Origin of the sequence: Roseibium aggregatum (genome assembly GCF_014692675.1) — a bacterium.
In the GTDB taxonomy this organism is placed as follows: domain Bacteria; phylum Pseudomonadota; class Alphaproteobacteria; order Rhizobiales; family Stappiaceae; genus Roseibium; species Roseibium aggregatum_C.
The window spans coordinates 107,071-122,814 of sequence record NZ_JABFCZ010000017.1; the positions used below are offsets into that span (position 1 = coordinate 107,071).

15 protein-coding genes and 1 riboswitch are annotated in these 15,744 nt (G+C 62.9%); of the genes, 13 read left to right on the forward strand and 2 right to left on the reverse strand.

Going from position 1 to position 15,744, the window contains the following annotated elements; all coding sequences use genetic code 11:
- Window position 1: 1 nt before the first annotated feature.
- The 11 genes from fba (at window position 2) to HK439_RS16085 (ending at window position 10,620) form a co-directional block, all read left to right on the forward strand.
- Window positions 2-1,081, forward strand: a complete 1,080-nt coding sequence (gene fba, locus HK439_RS16035) for a class II fructose-bisphosphate aldolase (RefSeq protein WP_190292536.1) — start codon at window positions 2-4, stop codon at window positions 1,079-1,081.
- Window positions 1,082-1,139: 58 nt separating this feature from the next.
- A complete protein-coding gene (locus tag HK439_RS16040) occupies window positions 1,140-2,573 on the forward strand; it encodes a form I ribulose bisphosphate carboxylase large subunit (protein ID WP_190292537.1) in 1,434 nt (477 codons plus the stop codon).
- 47 nt (window positions 2,574-2,620) lie between these two features.
- The gene (locus HK439_RS16045) at window positions 2,621-2,980 is read left to right on the forward strand and encodes a ribulose bisphosphate carboxylase small subunit (protein WP_190292538.1); all 360 of its coding nucleotides are present in this window, start codon (window positions 2,621-2,623) and stop codon (window positions 2,978-2,980) included.
- 81 nt (window positions 2,981-3,061) lie between these two features.
- Entirely contained in the window at window positions 3,062-3,901 is an 840-nt protein-coding gene (locus HK439_RS16050) for a CbbQ/NirQ/NorQ/GpvN family protein (protein WP_190292539.1), read from the forward strand.
- Complete coding sequence (locus HK439_RS16055; RefSeq protein WP_190292540.1) at window positions 3,898-6,228, forward strand: nitric oxide reductase activation protein NorD; 2,331 nt, start codon at window positions 3,898-3,900, stop codon at window positions 6,226-6,228. The genes HK439_RS16050 and HK439_RS16055 overlap by 4 nt, the downstream gene beginning before the upstream one ends.
- A 27-nt stretch (window positions 6,229-6,255) precedes the next feature.
- Entirely contained in the window at window positions 6,256-6,942 is a 687-nt protein-coding gene (gene rpe, locus HK439_RS16060) for a ribulose-phosphate 3-epimerase (RefSeq protein ID WP_190292541.1), read from the forward strand.
- 36 nt (window positions 6,943-6,978) lie between these two features.
- On the forward strand, window positions 6,979-8,106 hold the full coding sequence (locus HK439_RS16065) for a pyridoxal-phosphate-dependent aminotransferase family protein (RefSeq protein WP_190292542.1): 1,128 nt from the start codon (window positions 6,979-6,981) through the stop codon (window positions 8,104-8,106).
- 25 nt (window positions 8,107-8,131) lie between these two features.
- A complete protein-coding gene (locus HK439_RS16070) occupies window positions 8,132-8,689 on the forward strand; it encodes a thioredoxin family protein (RefSeq protein ID WP_190292543.1) in 558 nt (185 codons plus the stop codon).
- Complete coding sequence (gene gph / locus HK439_RS16075; protein ID WP_328804178.1) at window positions 8,686-9,396, forward strand: phosphoglycolate phosphatase; 711 nt, start codon at window positions 8,686-8,688, stop codon at window positions 9,394-9,396. Before HK439_RS16070 ends, gph begins: the two co-directional genes overlap by 4 nt.
- Before the next feature lies 1 nt (window position 9,397).
- Window positions 9,398-10,108 (forward strand): HAD-IA family hydrolase, encoded by a 711-nt coding sequence (locus HK439_RS16080; RefSeq protein WP_190292545.1) that lies wholly within the window; start codon window positions 9,398-9,400, stop codon window positions 10,106-10,108.
- A 74-nt stretch (window positions 10,109-10,182) separates the two neighbouring features.
- On the forward strand, window positions 10,183-10,620 hold the full coding sequence (locus tag HK439_RS16085; protein WP_190292546.1) for a YqaA family protein: 438 nt from the start codon (window positions 10,183-10,185) through the stop codon (window positions 10,618-10,620).
- On the opposite strand, the gene HK439_RS16090 is transcribed toward HK439_RS16085, so the two are convergent.
- Complete coding sequence (locus tag HK439_RS16090) at window positions 10,617-12,095, reverse strand: SLC13 family permease (RefSeq protein ID WP_209011868.1); 1,479 nt, start codon at window positions 12,093-12,095, stop codon at window positions 10,617-10,619. The two genes, HK439_RS16085 and HK439_RS16090, sit on opposite strands and share 4 nt — an antisense overlap.
- Window positions 12,096-12,239: 144 nt before the next feature.
- Window positions 12,240-12,923, reverse strand: a complete 684-nt coding sequence (locus HK439_RS16095; protein ID WP_190292547.1) for an energy-coupling factor ABC transporter permease — start codon at window positions 12,921-12,923, stop codon at window positions 12,240-12,242.
- A 52-nt stretch (window positions 12,924-12,975) separates the two neighbouring features.
- Window positions 12,976-13,189: riboswitch (cobalamin riboswitch) on the reverse strand.
- A 267-nt stretch (window positions 13,190-13,456) separates the two neighbouring features.
- Here HK439_RS16095 and HK439_RS16100 point away from each other — a divergent pair.
- Complete coding sequence (locus HK439_RS16100; RefSeq protein ID WP_190292548.1) at window positions 13,457-14,770, forward strand: extracellular solute-binding protein; 1,314 nt, start codon at window positions 13,457-13,459, stop codon at window positions 14,768-14,770.
- Between the two features lie 91 nt (window positions 14,771-14,861).
- Window positions 14,862-15,743: an ABC transporter permease subunit gene (locus HK439_RS16105; protein WP_190292549.1), complete on the forward strand. Its 882-nt coding sequence runs from the start codon at window positions 14,862-14,864 to the stop codon at window positions 15,741-15,743.
- Window position 15,744 lies beyond the last annotated feature (1 nt).

Genomic DNA, 15,744 nt, shown 5'->3' on the forward strand with positions numbered 1-15,744 from the left:
AATGGCGCTTATCACGCTTCGGCAATTGCTGGACCACGCCGCTGAGAACGACTACGGCGTTCCGGCCTTCAACATCAACAACATGGAACAGGGTCTCGCCATCCTGCGCGCGGCCAAGGCCTGCGACGCCCCGGTGATCCTGCAGGCGAGCCGCGGTGCGCGCTCCTACGCCGGCGACATCATGCTGCGCCATATGGTCGAGGCGCTTGCCGAGATGAACCCGGACATCCCGATCGTCATGCATCAGGACCACGGCAACAACGAAGCCACCTGCCTGTCGGCGATCCGCTACGGCTTTACCAGCGTGATGATGGACGGCTCGCTGGAGGAGGACATGAAGACGCCCGCCTCCTACGACTACAACGTCGCCATTACCAAGCGTGTGACCCAGGCCGCTCATGCCGTCGGTGCCAGTGTCGAGGGCGAACTCGGTGTTCTGGGGTCGCTTGAAACCGGCGAAGCCGGCGAGGAAGACGGCTCCGGCGCAGTAGGCAAGCTCTCCCACGACCAGCTGCTCACCGATCCGGACCAGGCCGTCGACTTCGTGCTGGCGACCCGGTGCGATGCGCTGGCGATCGCCTGCGGCACGTCCCACGGCGCCTACAAGTTTTCCCGCAAGCCGGACGGCGAGATCCTGTCGATGAAGACCATCGAGGCGATCCACCAGAAGCTTCCGTCCACCCACCTGGTGATGCACGGCTCCTCGTCGGTGCCGCAGTACCTGCAGGACCTGATCAATTCCAACGGCGGCGACATGCCCCAGACCTACGGCGTGCCGGTCGAGGAGATCGAGCGCGGCATCAAGATGGGTGTGCGCAAGGTCAACATCGACACCGACTGCCGCATGGCCATGACCGGCCAGTTCCGCAAGGTGGCCGAGGAGAAGAAGGCCGAATTCGATCCGCGCAAATTCCTCATCCCGGCGATGGATGAACTGGAAGCCCTGTGCGCCGATCGTTTCGAGCGCTTCGGCACCGCCGGCAACGCCGGAAAGATCAAGCCGCTTTCCCTGGACGAGATGGCCAGGCGCTATGCCAGCGGCGCTCTCGATCCGCAGATCGCAACTTCCCGGGCCGCCTGACCGTCGCAGGAACACGAGGCCTTTTTTCAAAAGCACGAACAACCACGGGAATAGAACCATGAACGCTCATCAACCGTCCGGAAAATACTCTGCAGGCGTGAAGGAATACCGCGAGACCTATTGGGAGCCGAACTACACGCCCAAGGACAGCGACATCCTCGCCTGCTTCAAGATCACGCCGCAGGCCGGCGTGCCGCGCGAGGAAGCCGCCGCCGCAGTTGCCGCTGAATCCTCCACCGGCACCTGGACGACGGTCTGGACCGATCTCTTGACCGATCTGGAGTATTACAAGGGCCGCGCCTACGCCATCGAGGACGTGCCCGGCGACGACGAGAGCTACTACGCCTTCATCGCCTACCCGATGGGCCTGTTCGAGGAAGGTTCGGTCGTCAACGTCTTCACCTCGCTGGTCGGCAACGTGTTCGGCTTCAAGGCCGTCCGCGCCCTGCGTCTGGAGGACGTCCGCTTCCCGCTGTGGTTCGTGGCGACCTGTGACGGCCCGCCCCACGGCATCCAGGTGGAACGCGACAAGCTCGACAAATACGGCCGTCCGTTCCTCGGCTGCACGATCAAGCCGAAGCTGGGCCTCTCGGCCAAGAACTACGGCCGTGCGGTTTACGAGGCGCTGCGTGGCGGTCTCGATTTCACCAAGGACGACGAGAACGTCAACTCGCAGCCGTTCATGCGCTGGCGCGACCGCTTCGAGTTCTGCCAGGAAGCCATCGAAAAGGCCGAAGCAGAGACCGGTGAGCGCAAGGGCCACTACCTCAATGTCACCGCGCCCAACATCGAGGAGATGTACAAGCGTGCGGAATTTGCCAAGGAACTCGGCTCGCCGATCATCATGTCGGATTACCTGACGCTGGGCTGGGCCGCTCAGGCGAGCCTGTCGCGCTGGTGCCGGGACAACGGCATGCTGCTTCACGTCCACCGCGCCATGCATGGCGTGATCGACCGTCACCCCAAGCACGGCATCAACTTCCGCGTCCTTGCAAAGATGCTCCGTCTGCTGGGCGGCGACCATCTGCACTCGGGCACGGTTGTCGGCAAGCTTGAGGGCGACCGCGCGGCGACGCTCGGCTGGATCGACCTGATGCGCGACAAGTTCGTCGCCGAAGACCGCTCCCGCGGCATCTTCTTCGATCAGGACTGGGGCCAGATGCCGGGCGTTCTGCCGGTGGCATCCGGTGGGATCCACGTCTGGCACATGCCGGCGCTGGTCAACATCTTCGGCGACGACGCCTGCCTGCAGTTCGGCGGCGGAACCCTCGGTCACCCGTGGGGCAACGCAGCCGGTGCGGCCGCCAACCGCGTCGCGGTCGAGGCCTGCGTCAAGGCTCGCAACGAAGGCCGTGAACTGGAGAAGGAAGGCAAGGACATCCTGACCGCCGCCGCCAAGCACAGCCCCGAACTGAAGATCGCCATGGAGACATGGAAGGAGATCAAGTTCGAGTTCGACACCGTCGACAAACTGGATGTCGCCCACCGCTGATCCGACAGCGAACACGATAACCAGGATTACATTCGAGGAACCAAACCATGAGTGACGTACACGACTACAGCTCGAGACTGTCGGACCCCAACAGCCGCAAGATGGGAACCTTCTCCTACCTGCCGCCGCTGACGCCGGAAGAGCTGCGCAAGCAGGTGGAATACATCGTGGCCAAGGGCTGGAACCCGGCGATCGAGCACACCGAGCCGGAGAACGCGTCTTCCAACTACTGGTACATGTGGAAGCTTCCCATGTTCGGCGAGACCGACGTCGACGCCATCTTCCAGGAAGTCGAGCTCTGCAAGACGGCCAACCCGGACAATCACGTCCGCCTGGTCGGCTACGACAACTTCAAGCAGACCCAAGGCACGTCCATGGTCGTGCACCGCGCCGAAATTAAGGCCTGATCCGGATAAGGGGCTGCGTTTGTGCAGCCCCCGTCCACCCGATTTTCAAATGATTTGCTGACCGCCAGAGGGGTGTTGAACATGAGCGACATCGATCCCACACAGTTCCGTATCGAGACGGAACCCTATTACCGGCCGGTCGGAAACGAGATCGAACAGTTTTCCGCCGCCTATGACGTGCGCATGCCGGTCATGCTCAAAGGACCGACCGGTTGCGGCAAGTCGCGCTTTGTCGAATTCATGGCGTGGAAACTGAACAAGCCGCTGATCACGGTCGCCTGTAACGAGGACATGACCGCCTCCGATCTGATCGGCCGGTTCCTGCTCGATATCAACGGCACCAAATGGCAGGACGGCCCGCTCACCATCGCCGCGCGGATCGGCGCCATCTGCTATCTCGACGAGGTGGTGGAAGCGCGTCAGGACACCACGGTGGTGATCCACCCGCTGACCGACCACAGGCGGCAGCTGCCCTTGGAGAAAAAGGGCGAGGTGGTCAATGCCCATCCCGACTTCCAGGTGGTGATCTCCTATAACCCCGGCTACCAGTCGATGATGAAGGACCTGAAACAGTCCACCAAGCAGCGCTTCGGCGCCATGTCCTTCGACTATCCCGTGAGCGAGGTGGAAGTCGAGATCGTCGCCCATGAAGCGGGCATCGACCGGGCGGTTGCCGAGCGGCTGGTCCAGGTGGCGGAACGGTCGCGCAACCTGAAGGGCCACGGCCTCGACGAGGGCATGTCGACCCGCCTGCTGGTCTATGCCGGCCAGTTGATCGGCAAAGGTATTCCGGCGCAGGCGGCCTGCCAGATGGCGCTGGTCGAACCGCTCACCGACGACCTGGACATGCGCGATACGCTGCAGGCAGCGGTCGGCACCTTCTTTCCCAAACTTTCCAGCAGCGAAGACCAGGCGGCATGACGGTCGATCTCGGCGATTATCGGGAAGAGCTGGTCAAGGCCGCTCCGGACCTGGAAGAGACCCTGGACGGGCTCTTCCACGAGTCCGCCCGTCTCATGTCGCCGGCCGGTCTCAAGGACTATCTCGATGGCGCCCGGGCGCTGATTTCGCTCGGCAAGGGGCCGAACCTGCTCGTGAGCTATCTCGACGAGATGCCCCAGGTGGTCAAGGAATGCGGCGAGGACATCATCCGCGATGTGGTGGGCGCCACGCTGAAACTGTCCTCCATGGTGTCGGGCGAAATCCTGACGCTGATGATTTCGACACTGCCCGGAGCCGCAAGGCGGTTCGGCGATGCCGATCTCTTGCGCGACTATTTGCAGTTGCTGCACCGTCTGGCCGCCCGGGCGCCGCGCGGGTTGCGGCCCATGTTCGGCGTGCTTGAGGAATTGCTGTCGAAGCTGACCCTGTCCGGCCTGCGCCGCTGGGTCGATTTCGGGGCTGAAGCCTATCGCCGCGACCTGCCCAAGCAGGCGGACTATTTCGGTCTGGTGAGCGAGGACTCCCGGGCTGTCCTGAAACAGGAGCGCCGCGGCACGCTCTTCATCGATTCCCAGCGTCGGCTGAACTTCTATCTGAGGGCCTTCTGGGCGCGCGATTTCTTCCTGCGCCCGAGTGCTGCCGACCATGCGGGGTTCCGCCCCTTCATCGAGGACGGCGCGCTGCATCTGCCCGATGCGGTCGATCAATTGGGCGAGGTGAGTGGCCTCGATCTCTACCGGGCCATGTGCGCCCACATGGCCGCGCATATCACCTCCTCCGACAAGGGATTGAGCCAGCAGGCGCTCAGTCCGGCGCAGATCTTCTTCGTCGGCATGCTGGAGGATGCCCGGATCGAGCATTGCGCCATCAGGCAGTTCCCCGGTCTGCGCGACCTGTTCCGGTCCCTGATGCCGGTTTCGCCCAAAGGCCACTACGAACACGACACCATGTATCTCCTGGAGAAGACGGCGAAAGCCCTGCTCGAGCCGGGTGTCAGGACCGGCGATCTGGCGATCGATTCACTGGTTGAACAGTTCCACATCAACATCGGCGCCAATGAGCGCGAAACCATGTTCTCCTGGGGGCTGGGCGTCGAGCTTTACAATCTTCTGGCGGAACGGCGCGCCGTTCCGAGCCTGCGCATCCTGGAAACGCTGAACATTCCCTATCGCGACGACAACCGCTTCGTCTGGACGATGGACGACTACGACTGGTCGGACAGCACGGCTTATCAGCCGGATCTTCAGAAGCAGGTGCGCCGCAATGTCGGGCTGATGGAATTCATCAACGAGGTGGATGTCGAAACCGCCGGAGACGATGCCCAGGAAGTCTGGGTGCTGTCCTCCGAACTCTTCCCTTACGAGGACGAAGGCGTTTCCTACAACGATAGGGAAGGCAAGGAGCCTGTCTCCGATCCGTTCCATTACGGCGAATGGGACTACAAGGTCCAATTGAGCCGTCCGAGCTGGGCCACCGTCTACGAGCGCCGCCAGGGGCGCGGCGACCCGGAGGCGATCGATGCCGTCCTGACGGCCCACAAGGGCATCAGCCACCGGATCAGGCAGATCGTCGACCGTTTGCGACCGCAGGGGATCACCCGGCAGCGGCGGCTGGAGGACGGCGACGAACTCGACATCAATGCGGCCGTGGATGCCATCGTCATGAGCCGGATCGGCATGCAGCCCGATCCGCGCATCACCATGCGCAATGTCATCAACCGGCGCGACCTGGCGGTGGTGATCCTGCTTGACCTGTCGGAATCCACCAATGAGACGGTGCGCGGTGCGGACAAGACGGTGCTGGAATTGACCCGCGATGCGTCGGCGCTTCTGGCCAGCGCCATCAACGGTATCGGCGACCCCTTCGCCATCCACGGCTTTGCCTCTGACGGCCGCCACGATGTCCAGTACTACCGGTTCAAGGATTTCGACCAGCGCCTCGACGCGGAGGTGAAAAGCCGGCTGGCGGGCATGAAGGGCGGTCTTTCCACCCGGATGGGCGCGGCCATGCGCCATGCCGCCCATCATCTCGCGCAACGCAGCGAACAGCACAAGCTTTTGCTGATCGTCACCGACGGCGAGCCCGCCGATATCGACGAACGCGATCCGCAGTATCTGAGAATGGACGCAAAGAAGGCCACGGCGGAACTGCAGCGGATGGGGATTTCCAGCTACTGCCTGACGCTCGATCCGGAAGCGGATCGCTATGTCTCGCGCATCTTCGGCTCCAACAATTACACGATCGTCGACCAGGTGGAGCGCCTGCCGGAGAAGCTGCCGAGCCTGTTCGCCAATCTCACGAAATAGACGGTTTCAACCGGGAGGGTCACACCCATGACATCCAGTACCATTATCGCGCCGTCGGTGCTGTCGGCGGACTTCTCAAGGCTCGGAGACGAGATCGAGGCTGTCGTTCGCGCAGGCGCGGACTGGATCCATCTCGATGTCATGGACGGTCACTTCGTTCCGAACATCACGTTCGGGCCGCAGATCGTCAAGGCGGTGCGGGACCGGACGGACAAGGTGTTTGACTGCCATTTGATGATCGAGCCTTGCGATCCGTTTATCGAAGCCTTTGCCGATGCCGGCTGCGACATCATCACCGTGCATGCCGAGGCGACGACCCATCTCGACCGGTCGCTGCAGGCGATCCGCAATCTCGGCCGGAAGGCCGGTGTCTCCCTCAATCCGTCGACGCCCGAGAACGTGATCGAATACGTCCTCGACCGGCTGGATCTGGTGCTGCTGATGACCGTCAATCCCGGCTTCGGCGGCCAGGCCTTCATTCCTTCGGTCGTGGAGAAGGTCAGGCGGATCAAGTCGATGATCGGCGACCGGCCGATCGACATCGAGGTCGACGGCGGCGTCACCCCGGAAACGGCCCCTCTGGTTGCGGCTGCGGGCGCCAATGTCCTGGTCGCAGGGTCGGCCGTCTTCCGGGGCGGGGAAGAGGCTGCCTACCGGTCCAACATCGCGGCGATCCGGACTGCGGCGGATGGCGCGCTCGAACAGGCGGCCTGAATGGACTAAACGGACGGACATAAAAGGAGGAAAAGCATGCTGATACCGAACCGACTGCTCATGGGCCCCGGCCCTTCGAATGTGTCTTCTGACGTCCTGTCCGCCCTGGCGCAGCCGACGATCGGTCACCTGGATCCGGTCTTCCAGACCATGATGGAAGAGGTGAAGGACCTGCTTCGCTATGCGTTCCGGACGAAGAACGCCATGACCTTCCCGGTTTCGGCACCCGCATCGCTTGCCATGGAAGCCGCCCTCGTCAACCTGCTGGAGCCGGGCGACACCGCGATCATTGCCCAGAACGGGGTGTTCGGCGGCCGTATGGCGGACATCGCCGAGCGCGCCGGCGCCACGGTCGTGCTGCTGTCCTTCGAATGGGGCAAGCCGGTCTGCAACGAAACGGTGGCCCATGCGGTCAAGGCCAATCCGCATGCCAAGCTGCTCGCCTTCGTCCATGCGGAAACCTCCACCGGTGTCGAATCCGATGCCGCAGACCTGTGCCGGATCGCGCGCGAGGCCGGCATGCTCAGCGTGGTCGACACGGTGACCGGTCTGGGCGGCATTCCCGTCGCCGTCGACGACTGGCTGGCCGACGTCGTTTATTCCGGCACCCAGAAGTGCCTGTCGGTCCCCCCGGGCCTTGCGCCGATCACCTTCTCCGACAAGGCGATTGATACGATCAAAAGCCGCAAGACCAAGGTCCAGTCCTGGTTCTGCGACCTGAACCTGGTGCTCGGCTACTGGTCCGGCGAGGGCGGGCGCTCCTATCACCACACCGCGCCGGTCAATGCGATCTACGGCCTTTATCAGGGTCTCGCCGATCTCAAGGCGGAAGGGCTGGAAGCAAGCTGGGCTCGTCACCGCGCCATGCATGAGCGGCTGGCAAAAGGGCTGGACGACCTCGGCCTGGAGCTGCTGGTCGAAGCGCCGCACCGGCTGCCGCAGCTCAATCCGGTCGTGGTGCCTGCCGATGTGGATGAGGCCTTTGTCCGCTCCCGGCTGCTCGCCGATCATGATATTGAAATCGGCGCGGGGCTGGGTAGCCTGGCCGGCAAGGTCTGGCGTATCGGCCTCATGGGGCAGACCGCGCAGGCGGAAAACGTCGACCGGCTGATTGCCGCCCTCGGCTCCGTTCTGGCGGAGGCTCGAAGGCGCGCGGTCGCTTAACGACAGCAATAGAGGAGCTTGAGCAATGGCAGCGATACCACCGGTCTGTGACTTCGGATGGAAAGCACCGGAGTTCAAACTCCCGGCGACCGACGGACGGGTGTTGAGCCTGTCCGATATCAGGGGGCCGAAAGGCACCCTGATCATGTTCATCTGCAATCACTGCCCCTATGTGCTTGCGGTGCGCGACCGGATCATCCGGGACGCGCGCGAGCTGATGGCCATGGGCGTCGGCGTCGCCGCGATCAGTTCCAACGATGCGGTGACCTATCCGCGCGACAGTTTTGAAAACATGCGCAAGGTCGCGGAAGAAGAGAATTTCCCGTTTCCCTATCTCTATGACGAGGACCAGTCGGTCGCGCGCGCCTATGACGCGGTGTGCACGCCCGACTTCTTCGGCTTCAATGCGGATCTCGAACTGCAGTACCGCGGGCGGCTCGATGCTTCCCGCAACTCTGCCGGCCCGGCCGATTTGCGTCGGGACCTTTTCGAGGCGATGAAACAGGTGGTAGAGACGGGCGAAGGCCCGCGCGAGCAGATCCCCTCCATGGGCTGCTCCATCAAATGGAAGGAAACTGCGTGAACAAGGTTTTCGGGACCTCGGGAGACCGCTGCGGCTGGCCCCAGGCAATGTTGTTCGACCTGGACGGCACCCTGATCGACTCAGTTGCCGACATCGCGACATCGGTAAATCTTTTGCTGGCTAAGGAAAACCTTCCGCCGCTCTCGGTCGACGAGGTGCACGCCATGATCGGCAACGGCATGGCGAAGCTGGTCGAACGGGCGTTCAAGGCACGCGACATCGTTCTCGAAGGCGAGGGGCTCGTCGCCATGACCGCGCGGATGATGGACATCTACAAGGACCATCTGACCGAAGAGACGATCCTTCTGGAAGGTGCGGAAGACATGCTGTGCGCCTATTCCGCTGCGGGCGTCAGGATCGCCGTCGTGACCAACAAGCCGGAAGCCTTTTCCCGCCGCATCCTGGAACATTTCGGTCTGGGCGATGTCATCCATTGCGTGGTCGGCGGCGACACCGGACCGGAGCGCAAGCCCGCGCCGGACATGCTGCTGCACGCGGCCGCAGAACTGGATCTGCATGCCTCAAAGGCGATGATGGTCGGCGACAGTCCGGCGGATATCGGCGCTGCGGTCGCTGCCGGCATGGTCTCGGTTGCCGTTCGCGGCGGCTACACGACCGTTCCGGTCGATGAGCTGGGCGCCGATCTGGTCATCGACAGCCTGCGCCAGCTTCCCGCGGCCATCGAGAAACTGAAAGAGCCTGCCTGACATGCCGTTGAAGGCGCTGATCTTCGATGTCGACGGCACATTGGCCGAAACCGAAGAGCTGCACCGCATGGCCTTCAACCGGGTCTTCGCGGATGCCGGAATTTCGTGGTTCTGGAGCCGGACGGTCTACGGCCGGCTGCTCAAGGTCACCGGCGGACGGGAACGGATCCTGGCCTACGCGGCGGAAACCGGAACGCCCGGGATCGACGCGGCAGCGCTCCATAAGGCGAAAACCGGGTACTACAGGCACGCGATGGCCGACAGCGCGATTGCGCTGCGCGACGGCGTCGAACGCCTGATCGGGCGGGCGCTGGAACTGGGGCTGGCGCTGGGCATCGCGACGACCACGAGCCGGAGCAATGTCGACAGCCTGTTCCAGGCGACCTTAGGGATGGATACGCTCGATCGCTTCCATTCCGTGCGCACCGCTGAGGATGTCAGCATCAAGAAGCCGGACCCGGAGGTCTACCGGCTCGTTCTCGAGGACCTGGGTCTCAACGCGGCCGACGCAATCGCCTTCGAGGATTCCGCCAACGGCCTGAAGGCGGCGAAGGCGCTCGGCATTCGAACTGTCATCACGCCCGGGATCTATACCGCGGAAGATGACTTCGCCGGTGCGGATTGCATTCTGGAAAGTCTCGATCATCTGGTTACACCCCAGGCCGGCACGGCGCATTGCTGTCTAGACATGCTTCCGACCGATTTCCATTAATCGTCTTAAAGCCTCTTTCTCAGCGCTATCTTCCTGCGCTATGCGTGGGGCACACGCGCGGGAGTTCATCGATCATGCTGGAAGGTTTGGGGCTGCTCGGCCTGTTCCTGGTTTCCTTCCTGGCGGCGACGGTGTTTCCGGCGCAGTCGGAGGCGCTCCTTGGCGGCCTGTTGCTGGCGGGAACCTATTCTCCGGTGACGCTGGTTATCGTTGCCAGCGTGGGCAACACGCTGGGGTCGGTCGTGAACTGGCTGCTCGGCCTTGCCGTTGAAAGGTTCAGCGAGCGGCGCTGGTTTCCGGTCAAGCATCATCAGCTCGAACGCGCCTCGCGCTGGTATCACAAATACGGCCGCTGGAGCCTGCTGATGAGCTGGGCGCCCTTCATCGGCGATCCGCTGACGGTTGCCGCCGGAGTGCTGCGCGAACCCTTCTGGAGTTTCTTTCTCCTCGTGGCGATCGCCAAGACCGGGCGATACATCCTTCTGGCCGCTGCCGTTCTCAATTTCATCTAAAGCCCGAACACCCAGCGGCCGATGGTGGCGGCAATGACGAACACCACGGCGATACTGACGACATCGAGCAGGGCGCCGGCGCGCAGCATCTGCTGCGAGCTGACGGCACCGGAACCATAGACGATGGCATTGGGCGGGGTCGCGACCGGCAGCATGAAGCCGAGCGAGGCGGCAAGCACCACCGGAAGCGCAAGCGTCAGCGGATCCGCACCCATGCCGACGGCGGCCGCGCCCGCCACGGGCAGGAAGACGGCGGCCATGGCCGTGTTGGAGGCAAGCTCGCCCAGGTAGACGATCACCACCATGACGGCGAGGATCAGCACATTGGCCGGCAATGTTTGAAGCGCGCTCATGCCCGCGCCGATCCAGTCGGCCAGTCCGGTGCTGGCAATGGCGCCAGCGAGCGACAGCCCGCCGCCGAACAGGATCAGGACGTCCCAGCGCAGGGTCTTGATGTCGTCCCACTCCAGCAGGAACGTTCCGCTGGACCAGCGGTCGGGAAGAACGAACAGGGCAAGCGCGCCGATCATGGCGATGCCGGCATCCGAAAGCGGCAGTCCGGGAACGAGATCGGCGATCAGCGGCCGGGTCAGCCACAGGAGCGCGACGACGACCATGACGCCGGCGACCGTATATTCCTGCCGCGACATCGGTCCCAGATCCTGCGTGCCGTCATGTCCGGAAGTCAGAACGGAGTCAGGGAAGGCGGCCGGAACCTTGAATGTGACCTTCGTCAGCAGAAACCAGGTCAGGGGCAGGAGCACCAGCACGGCCGGAATGCCCACCAGCATCCACTCGGCAAAGCCGATGCGGATGTCGTAGGTCTCCAGCAGAAAGCCTGCGAAGAGCGCATTCGGCGGAGTGCCGATCAGCGTGCCCATGCCGCCGATGGTGGCGCCATAGGCGATGGCAAGCATCAGTGCCGGGGCGAAGGCGATCCGCGGATCGTCCGGGCGGTCGGAATTCTCGCTGCACAGGGTGGTTACGATCGACTGGGCGATCGGCAGCATGACCATGGAGGTCGCCGTGTTGCTCACCCACATGCTCAGGAAAGCCGTGATCCCCATCATGCCGGCGATGATCGCGGGCGGGCTCTGGCCGACCCGGCGCAGGACCTTCAGGGCAAGCCGCCGGTGAAGCTGCCAGCGTTCCAGTCCTCTTGCCAGAATGAAGCCGCCGAGAAACAGGAAGATCAGGGGATTGGCGTAGGATTGCGCCGCGCTGTCGAAGGAACTGATCCCGAGCAGGGGAAACAGCACCAGGGGAACGAGCGCTGTTGCCGCCAGCGGCAGCGCCTCGCTCATCCACCAGATCGCCATCAGCAGCCCGACCGCCGCCACCGCCCAGCCCTCGGCCGAAAGGCCCTCCGGACGCGGCAGGGCCAGGATCGCGACGAGGGCGATCAGGCCGCCGAGAAGACCGGCCTTTTTCGTGAAGACGGCGAGGGAGGATTGGGGCGGAGCGGATGGCATCATCTGGACAGGCGGTTCGTTGCCGGAAGGGGTGAAGGTGGTTTCAAACCCTAGGAGGTGTGGCCCCAGTATGCCAAGAGGTTCCTCGCGCTAAAAAGCCCCGGCAGCGATGCTGCCGGGGCCTGTCCCGTTCAAACGATGCGAATATCAGGCCGCTGCGTTGAAAAGGCGATTGGAAACGAACGGTGATGCCTTCAGGCCGGACAGCGTCTTGGCGCCGGCCAGAACGCCGAGATCGGCGAGCGGCTCGATCAGGACGACCAGCATGTAGGCCGCACCGAAAGAGGTGACCGACGCGATGTTTTCCGCGCCGAAGCCCTGTCCGTAGAACGCCCAGAAGGCAACCCAGCCGACGATGCCGCCCTGATAGGCGGTCGAAAGCACCAGGGCCTGCCTGTATTCGATGTTCACGTAAGGCGTGTCGGCCGGAATGATCCGCTTGGCGATCTGGCTGATGGCAAACAGCGGCACCAGCAGGGTGGTGACGTTGATGCCGTATTGCGGCAGATCGAACGGTGCGAAGAACAGGCCCTGCAGCAGCAGGCCCGCGGCCAGGCCGATGGCTGCCGGACCGGCGCCGAACATCAGGTAGAGGGTCGAGCCGAGGATCAGGTGAACTTCCGAAACGCCGACCGGGTAGTGCGGCAGGATCTGGAAAAAGCTGAAGACGAGGGCGGTGGCCAGAACGCCGCGGCCGGCAAGCGCGGACAGACCGCCGTCGTTGCGCACCGTGTTGAAGGCGAATTTGGCAGCGGTCCCGAGAGCGGCGGCCGCCGTTGCGTAGCTCAGGACGATCTTGGCACCGTCGACGATGCCGGGTTCGATATGCATGTATGTCTCCTTTCCACACCCGCCGTGTGGGAGGTTTTTCAAGAAGGCGCGGGCGCGCCGGTTCGTCGATGGCAGGTCTCCTGGCTTGCGGTTCTTTGCCTCGCCCGCCTTCCCGGTTATCGAAAACCAGTGGCCGTTGGGCTCGGCGAACCGCTCACAGTTGCGGGGGCAGCCACGGTCTTGGTCCCTGCTGGGTACGCCGCACCGTGTTCCCTTTTCATCCGCCGCGTCTTTTGCTTGGCGGAACCATCGCCGCCGAAGGTGCTGGAAACGGATGAGGCTTGCAAGTTTTTTCGCGTGTCCGCGGTCGTTTGGCCGCGGGAGCCGGCGGAAAAAACGTCCGGAAAATCAATGCCGCGTGACTGTCGCCTAATGTTCATATGAGCGACACACGGCATTCATATGAACCCCATACCAAGCACGGGCGGTATCGAGCGGGCTGACGGAAAGACCTCCGGCCAACCGCAAATACATCTTGTGCGAATACATCTTGTGTCTGGGGCCGCCGGCCTCATCGTTTGGGAGCATCTATCATGGCTTATCGTAAGACCGTCGCCAGCCTCGTCGCTGCGGCCGCCATGCTTGGCACGTCGACTGTTTCTTATGCGGCAGCAACCGATATTACCTGGTGGCACGCAATGGGCGGCCGCCTCGGCGAAGTCGTCAACGAAATCTCCACCGGCTACAACGCGTCCCAGGACGCCTGTAACCTGACCCCGGTCTACAAGGGCGGTTACGAAGACACCCTGACCGCCGGCATCGCAGCGTTCCGTGCCGGCGAACAGCCGAACATCATCCAGGTTTTCGATGCCGGTTCGGCAACCATCATCGGTGCCAAGGGCGCCGTTCTGCCGGTTGAGGATCTGCTCAAGGATAACGGCGTCGCGTTCAACATCGAGGACTACATCGCCGGCGTTCGCTACTTCTATGCCGACAGCACCGGCAAGATGATCGGCATGCCGTTCAACTCGTCCGCGCCGATCCTCTACATCAACAACGAAGCCATGGAAAAGGCCGGCGTCGAAGCACCGAAGACCTACGAGGACTTCGAGAAGATCGCGCCGAAGCTGAAGGCCGCCGGCTACGTGCCGCTCGTCCAGTCGCACATTCCGTGGGAGTTCATCGAGAACTTCAAGTCGCGCCACAATCTTGAATTCGCCACCAACAACAACGGCTATGACGGCGCTGCCGGCACCGAGCTGGTGTTCAGCGAGCCGATCCGCAATCACTTCAAGGCCGTCAAGAAGTGGCTCGACGAAGGCTACTTCGGCTACTACGGCACCGGCTGGGGCGACAACCAGACCCCGTTCAACGACGGCAAGGTCGCTCTGTGGATCGGTTCCTCGGGGTCCTTCGGCGGCATTTCCAAGACCGTTCAGTTCCCGTTCTCCGCGACCTACCTGCCTTACTGGAACTCGGTCAAGGGCGCCGGTACGGCTTCCTTCATCGGCGGTGCGGCCCTGTTCGCCATGTCCGGCAAGCCGGACGCGGAAAACAAGTGCGTTGCCTCCTTCTTCAAGTACCTGACCTCTCCGGAAGTCCAGTACCAGTGGCACCGTGAAACCGGCTATGTGCCGATCACCAACGCCGCCTACGAACTGGCCAAGAAGGACGGTTACTACGAGAAGACCCCGGCGGCTGAAGTCGGCATCAAGCAGCTGAACCTGCCGGCCGGCGAATGGACCAAGGGCTATCGCATGGGCTTCTACGTCCAGATCCGCGACGTGATGAACCGCGAAATCGGCAAGGTCTTCTCCGGCGAGACCTCCGTCGACGAAGCCTTCGACACCATCAAGGCCGACGGCGACAAGCTTCTCGCCCGCTTCGCCAAGACCGTCGAAAACTGAGCCTGAAATCGAACAGGGCGGGGGCGCGGTCTGTGCGCCCCCGCCGCCGTACCTGTCTTGAAATGCAGCCCGGTCCGCCGGCGGTGAGACAATGAAAAAAGTCCAGTTCCGGAACGCTTGGTTTCCCTATCTGCTGCTCCTGCCGCAGCTGTCGATCGTCGCGATCTTTTTCCTGTGGCCGGCAGCCGAGGCTGTCCGTTCCTCCTTCTATCTGGAAGATCCCTTCGGGTTCGGCGCCACCTTTGTCGGCTTCGACAATTTCGTCGATACGATCACGTCCACCGACTACGGCCGGATCGCCCGGTTCACCGGCATCTTCACCTTCTGCGTCACCTTTCTGTCGCTGGGCATCGCCCTGCTGCTTGCGGTCAAGGCGGACAAGGTGATCCACGGCGCGTCGACCTACAAGACGCTGCTCATGTGGGTCTATGCGGTCGCGCCGCCCGTCGCCGGCCTGATCGCCATTCTGCTGTTCGACCAGCATGTCGGCCCGATCGTCAAGCTGGTCGCCCTGTTCGGCTGGAAGATGCAGATCGGCGTCAATTATTTCGACACCGGCTTTGCCATGGTCATTGCCGCGGTGTGGAAGCAGATCCCGGTCAACTTCATCTTCTTCCTGTCCGGCCTTCAGGGGATTTCCAAATCCGTTCAGGAAGCGGCCAGCATCGACTGCCGCTCCGGGTTCCGCCGCTTCTGGACCGTCACCTTCCCGCTGCTGGCGCCGACCGGGTTCTTCCTGCTGATCATCAACATCACCTACGCCTTCTTCGATACCTTCGGCATCATCGACGTCATCCTGAAGACCGAGCCGGGCAACAACCCGGTGACGCTGGTCTACAAGGTCTATCTCGACGGCTTCCGGGGCAACGATCTCGGCGGGTCCTCGGCCCAGTCGGTCGTCCTGATGATCCTCGTCTTCATTCTCACCGTCATCCAGTTCCGCCTGATCGAGCGGCGCATCCACTACACCTGAG

Bases quoted from the DNA above. Each gene is read 5' to 3' on its own strand.
- fba (WP_190292536.1), top strand. From the start codon at position 2: ATGGCGCTTATCACGCTTCGGCAATTGCTGGACCACGCCGCTGAGAAC.
- HK439_RS16040 (WP_190292537.1), top strand. From the start codon at position 1,140: ATGAACGCTCATCAACCGTCCGGAAAATACTCTGCAGGCGTGAAGGAA.
- HK439_RS16045 (WP_190292538.1), top strand. From the start codon at position 2,621: ATGAGTGACGTACACGACTACAGCTCGAGACTGTCGGACCCCAACAGC.
- HK439_RS16050 (WP_190292539.1), top strand. From the start codon at position 3,062: ATGAGCGACATCGATCCCACACAGTTCCGTATCGAGACGGAACCCTAT.
- HK439_RS16055 (WP_190292540.1), top strand. From the start codon at position 3,898: ATGACGGTCGATCTCGGCGATTATCGGGAAGAGCTGGTCAAGGCCGCT.
- rpe (WP_190292541.1), top strand. From the start codon at position 6,256: ATGACATCCAGTACCATTATCGCGCCGTCGGTGCTGTCGGCGGACTTC.
- HK439_RS16065 (WP_190292542.1), top strand. From the start codon at position 6,979: ATGCTGATACCGAACCGACTGCTCATGGGCCCCGGCCCTTCGAATGTG.
- HK439_RS16070 (WP_190292543.1), top strand. From the start codon at position 8,132: ATGGCAGCGATACCACCGGTCTGTGACTTCGGATGGAAAGCACCGGAG.
- HK439_RS16080 (WP_190292545.1), top strand. From the start codon at position 9,398: ATGCCGTTGAAGGCGCTGATCTTCGATGTCGACGGCACATTGGCCGAA.
- HK439_RS16085 (WP_190292546.1), top strand. From the start codon at position 10,183: ATGCTGGAAGGTTTGGGGCTGCTCGGCCTGTTCCTGGTTTCCTTCCTG.
- HK439_RS16090 (WP_209011868.1), bottom strand. From the start codon at position 12,095: ATGATGCCATCCGCTCCGCCCCAATCCTCCCTCGCCGTCTTCACGAAA.
- HK439_RS16095 (WP_190292547.1), bottom strand. From the start codon at position 12,923: ATGCATATCGAACCCGGCATCGTCGACGGTGCCAAGATCGTCCTGAGC.
- HK439_RS16100 (WP_190292548.1), top strand. From the start codon at position 13,457: ATGGCTTATCGTAAGACCGTCGCCAGCCTCGTCGCTGCGGCCGCCATG.
- HK439_RS16105 (WP_190292549.1), top strand. From the start codon at position 14,862: ATGAAAAAAGTCCAGTTCCGGAACGCTTGGTTTCCCTATCTGCTGCTC.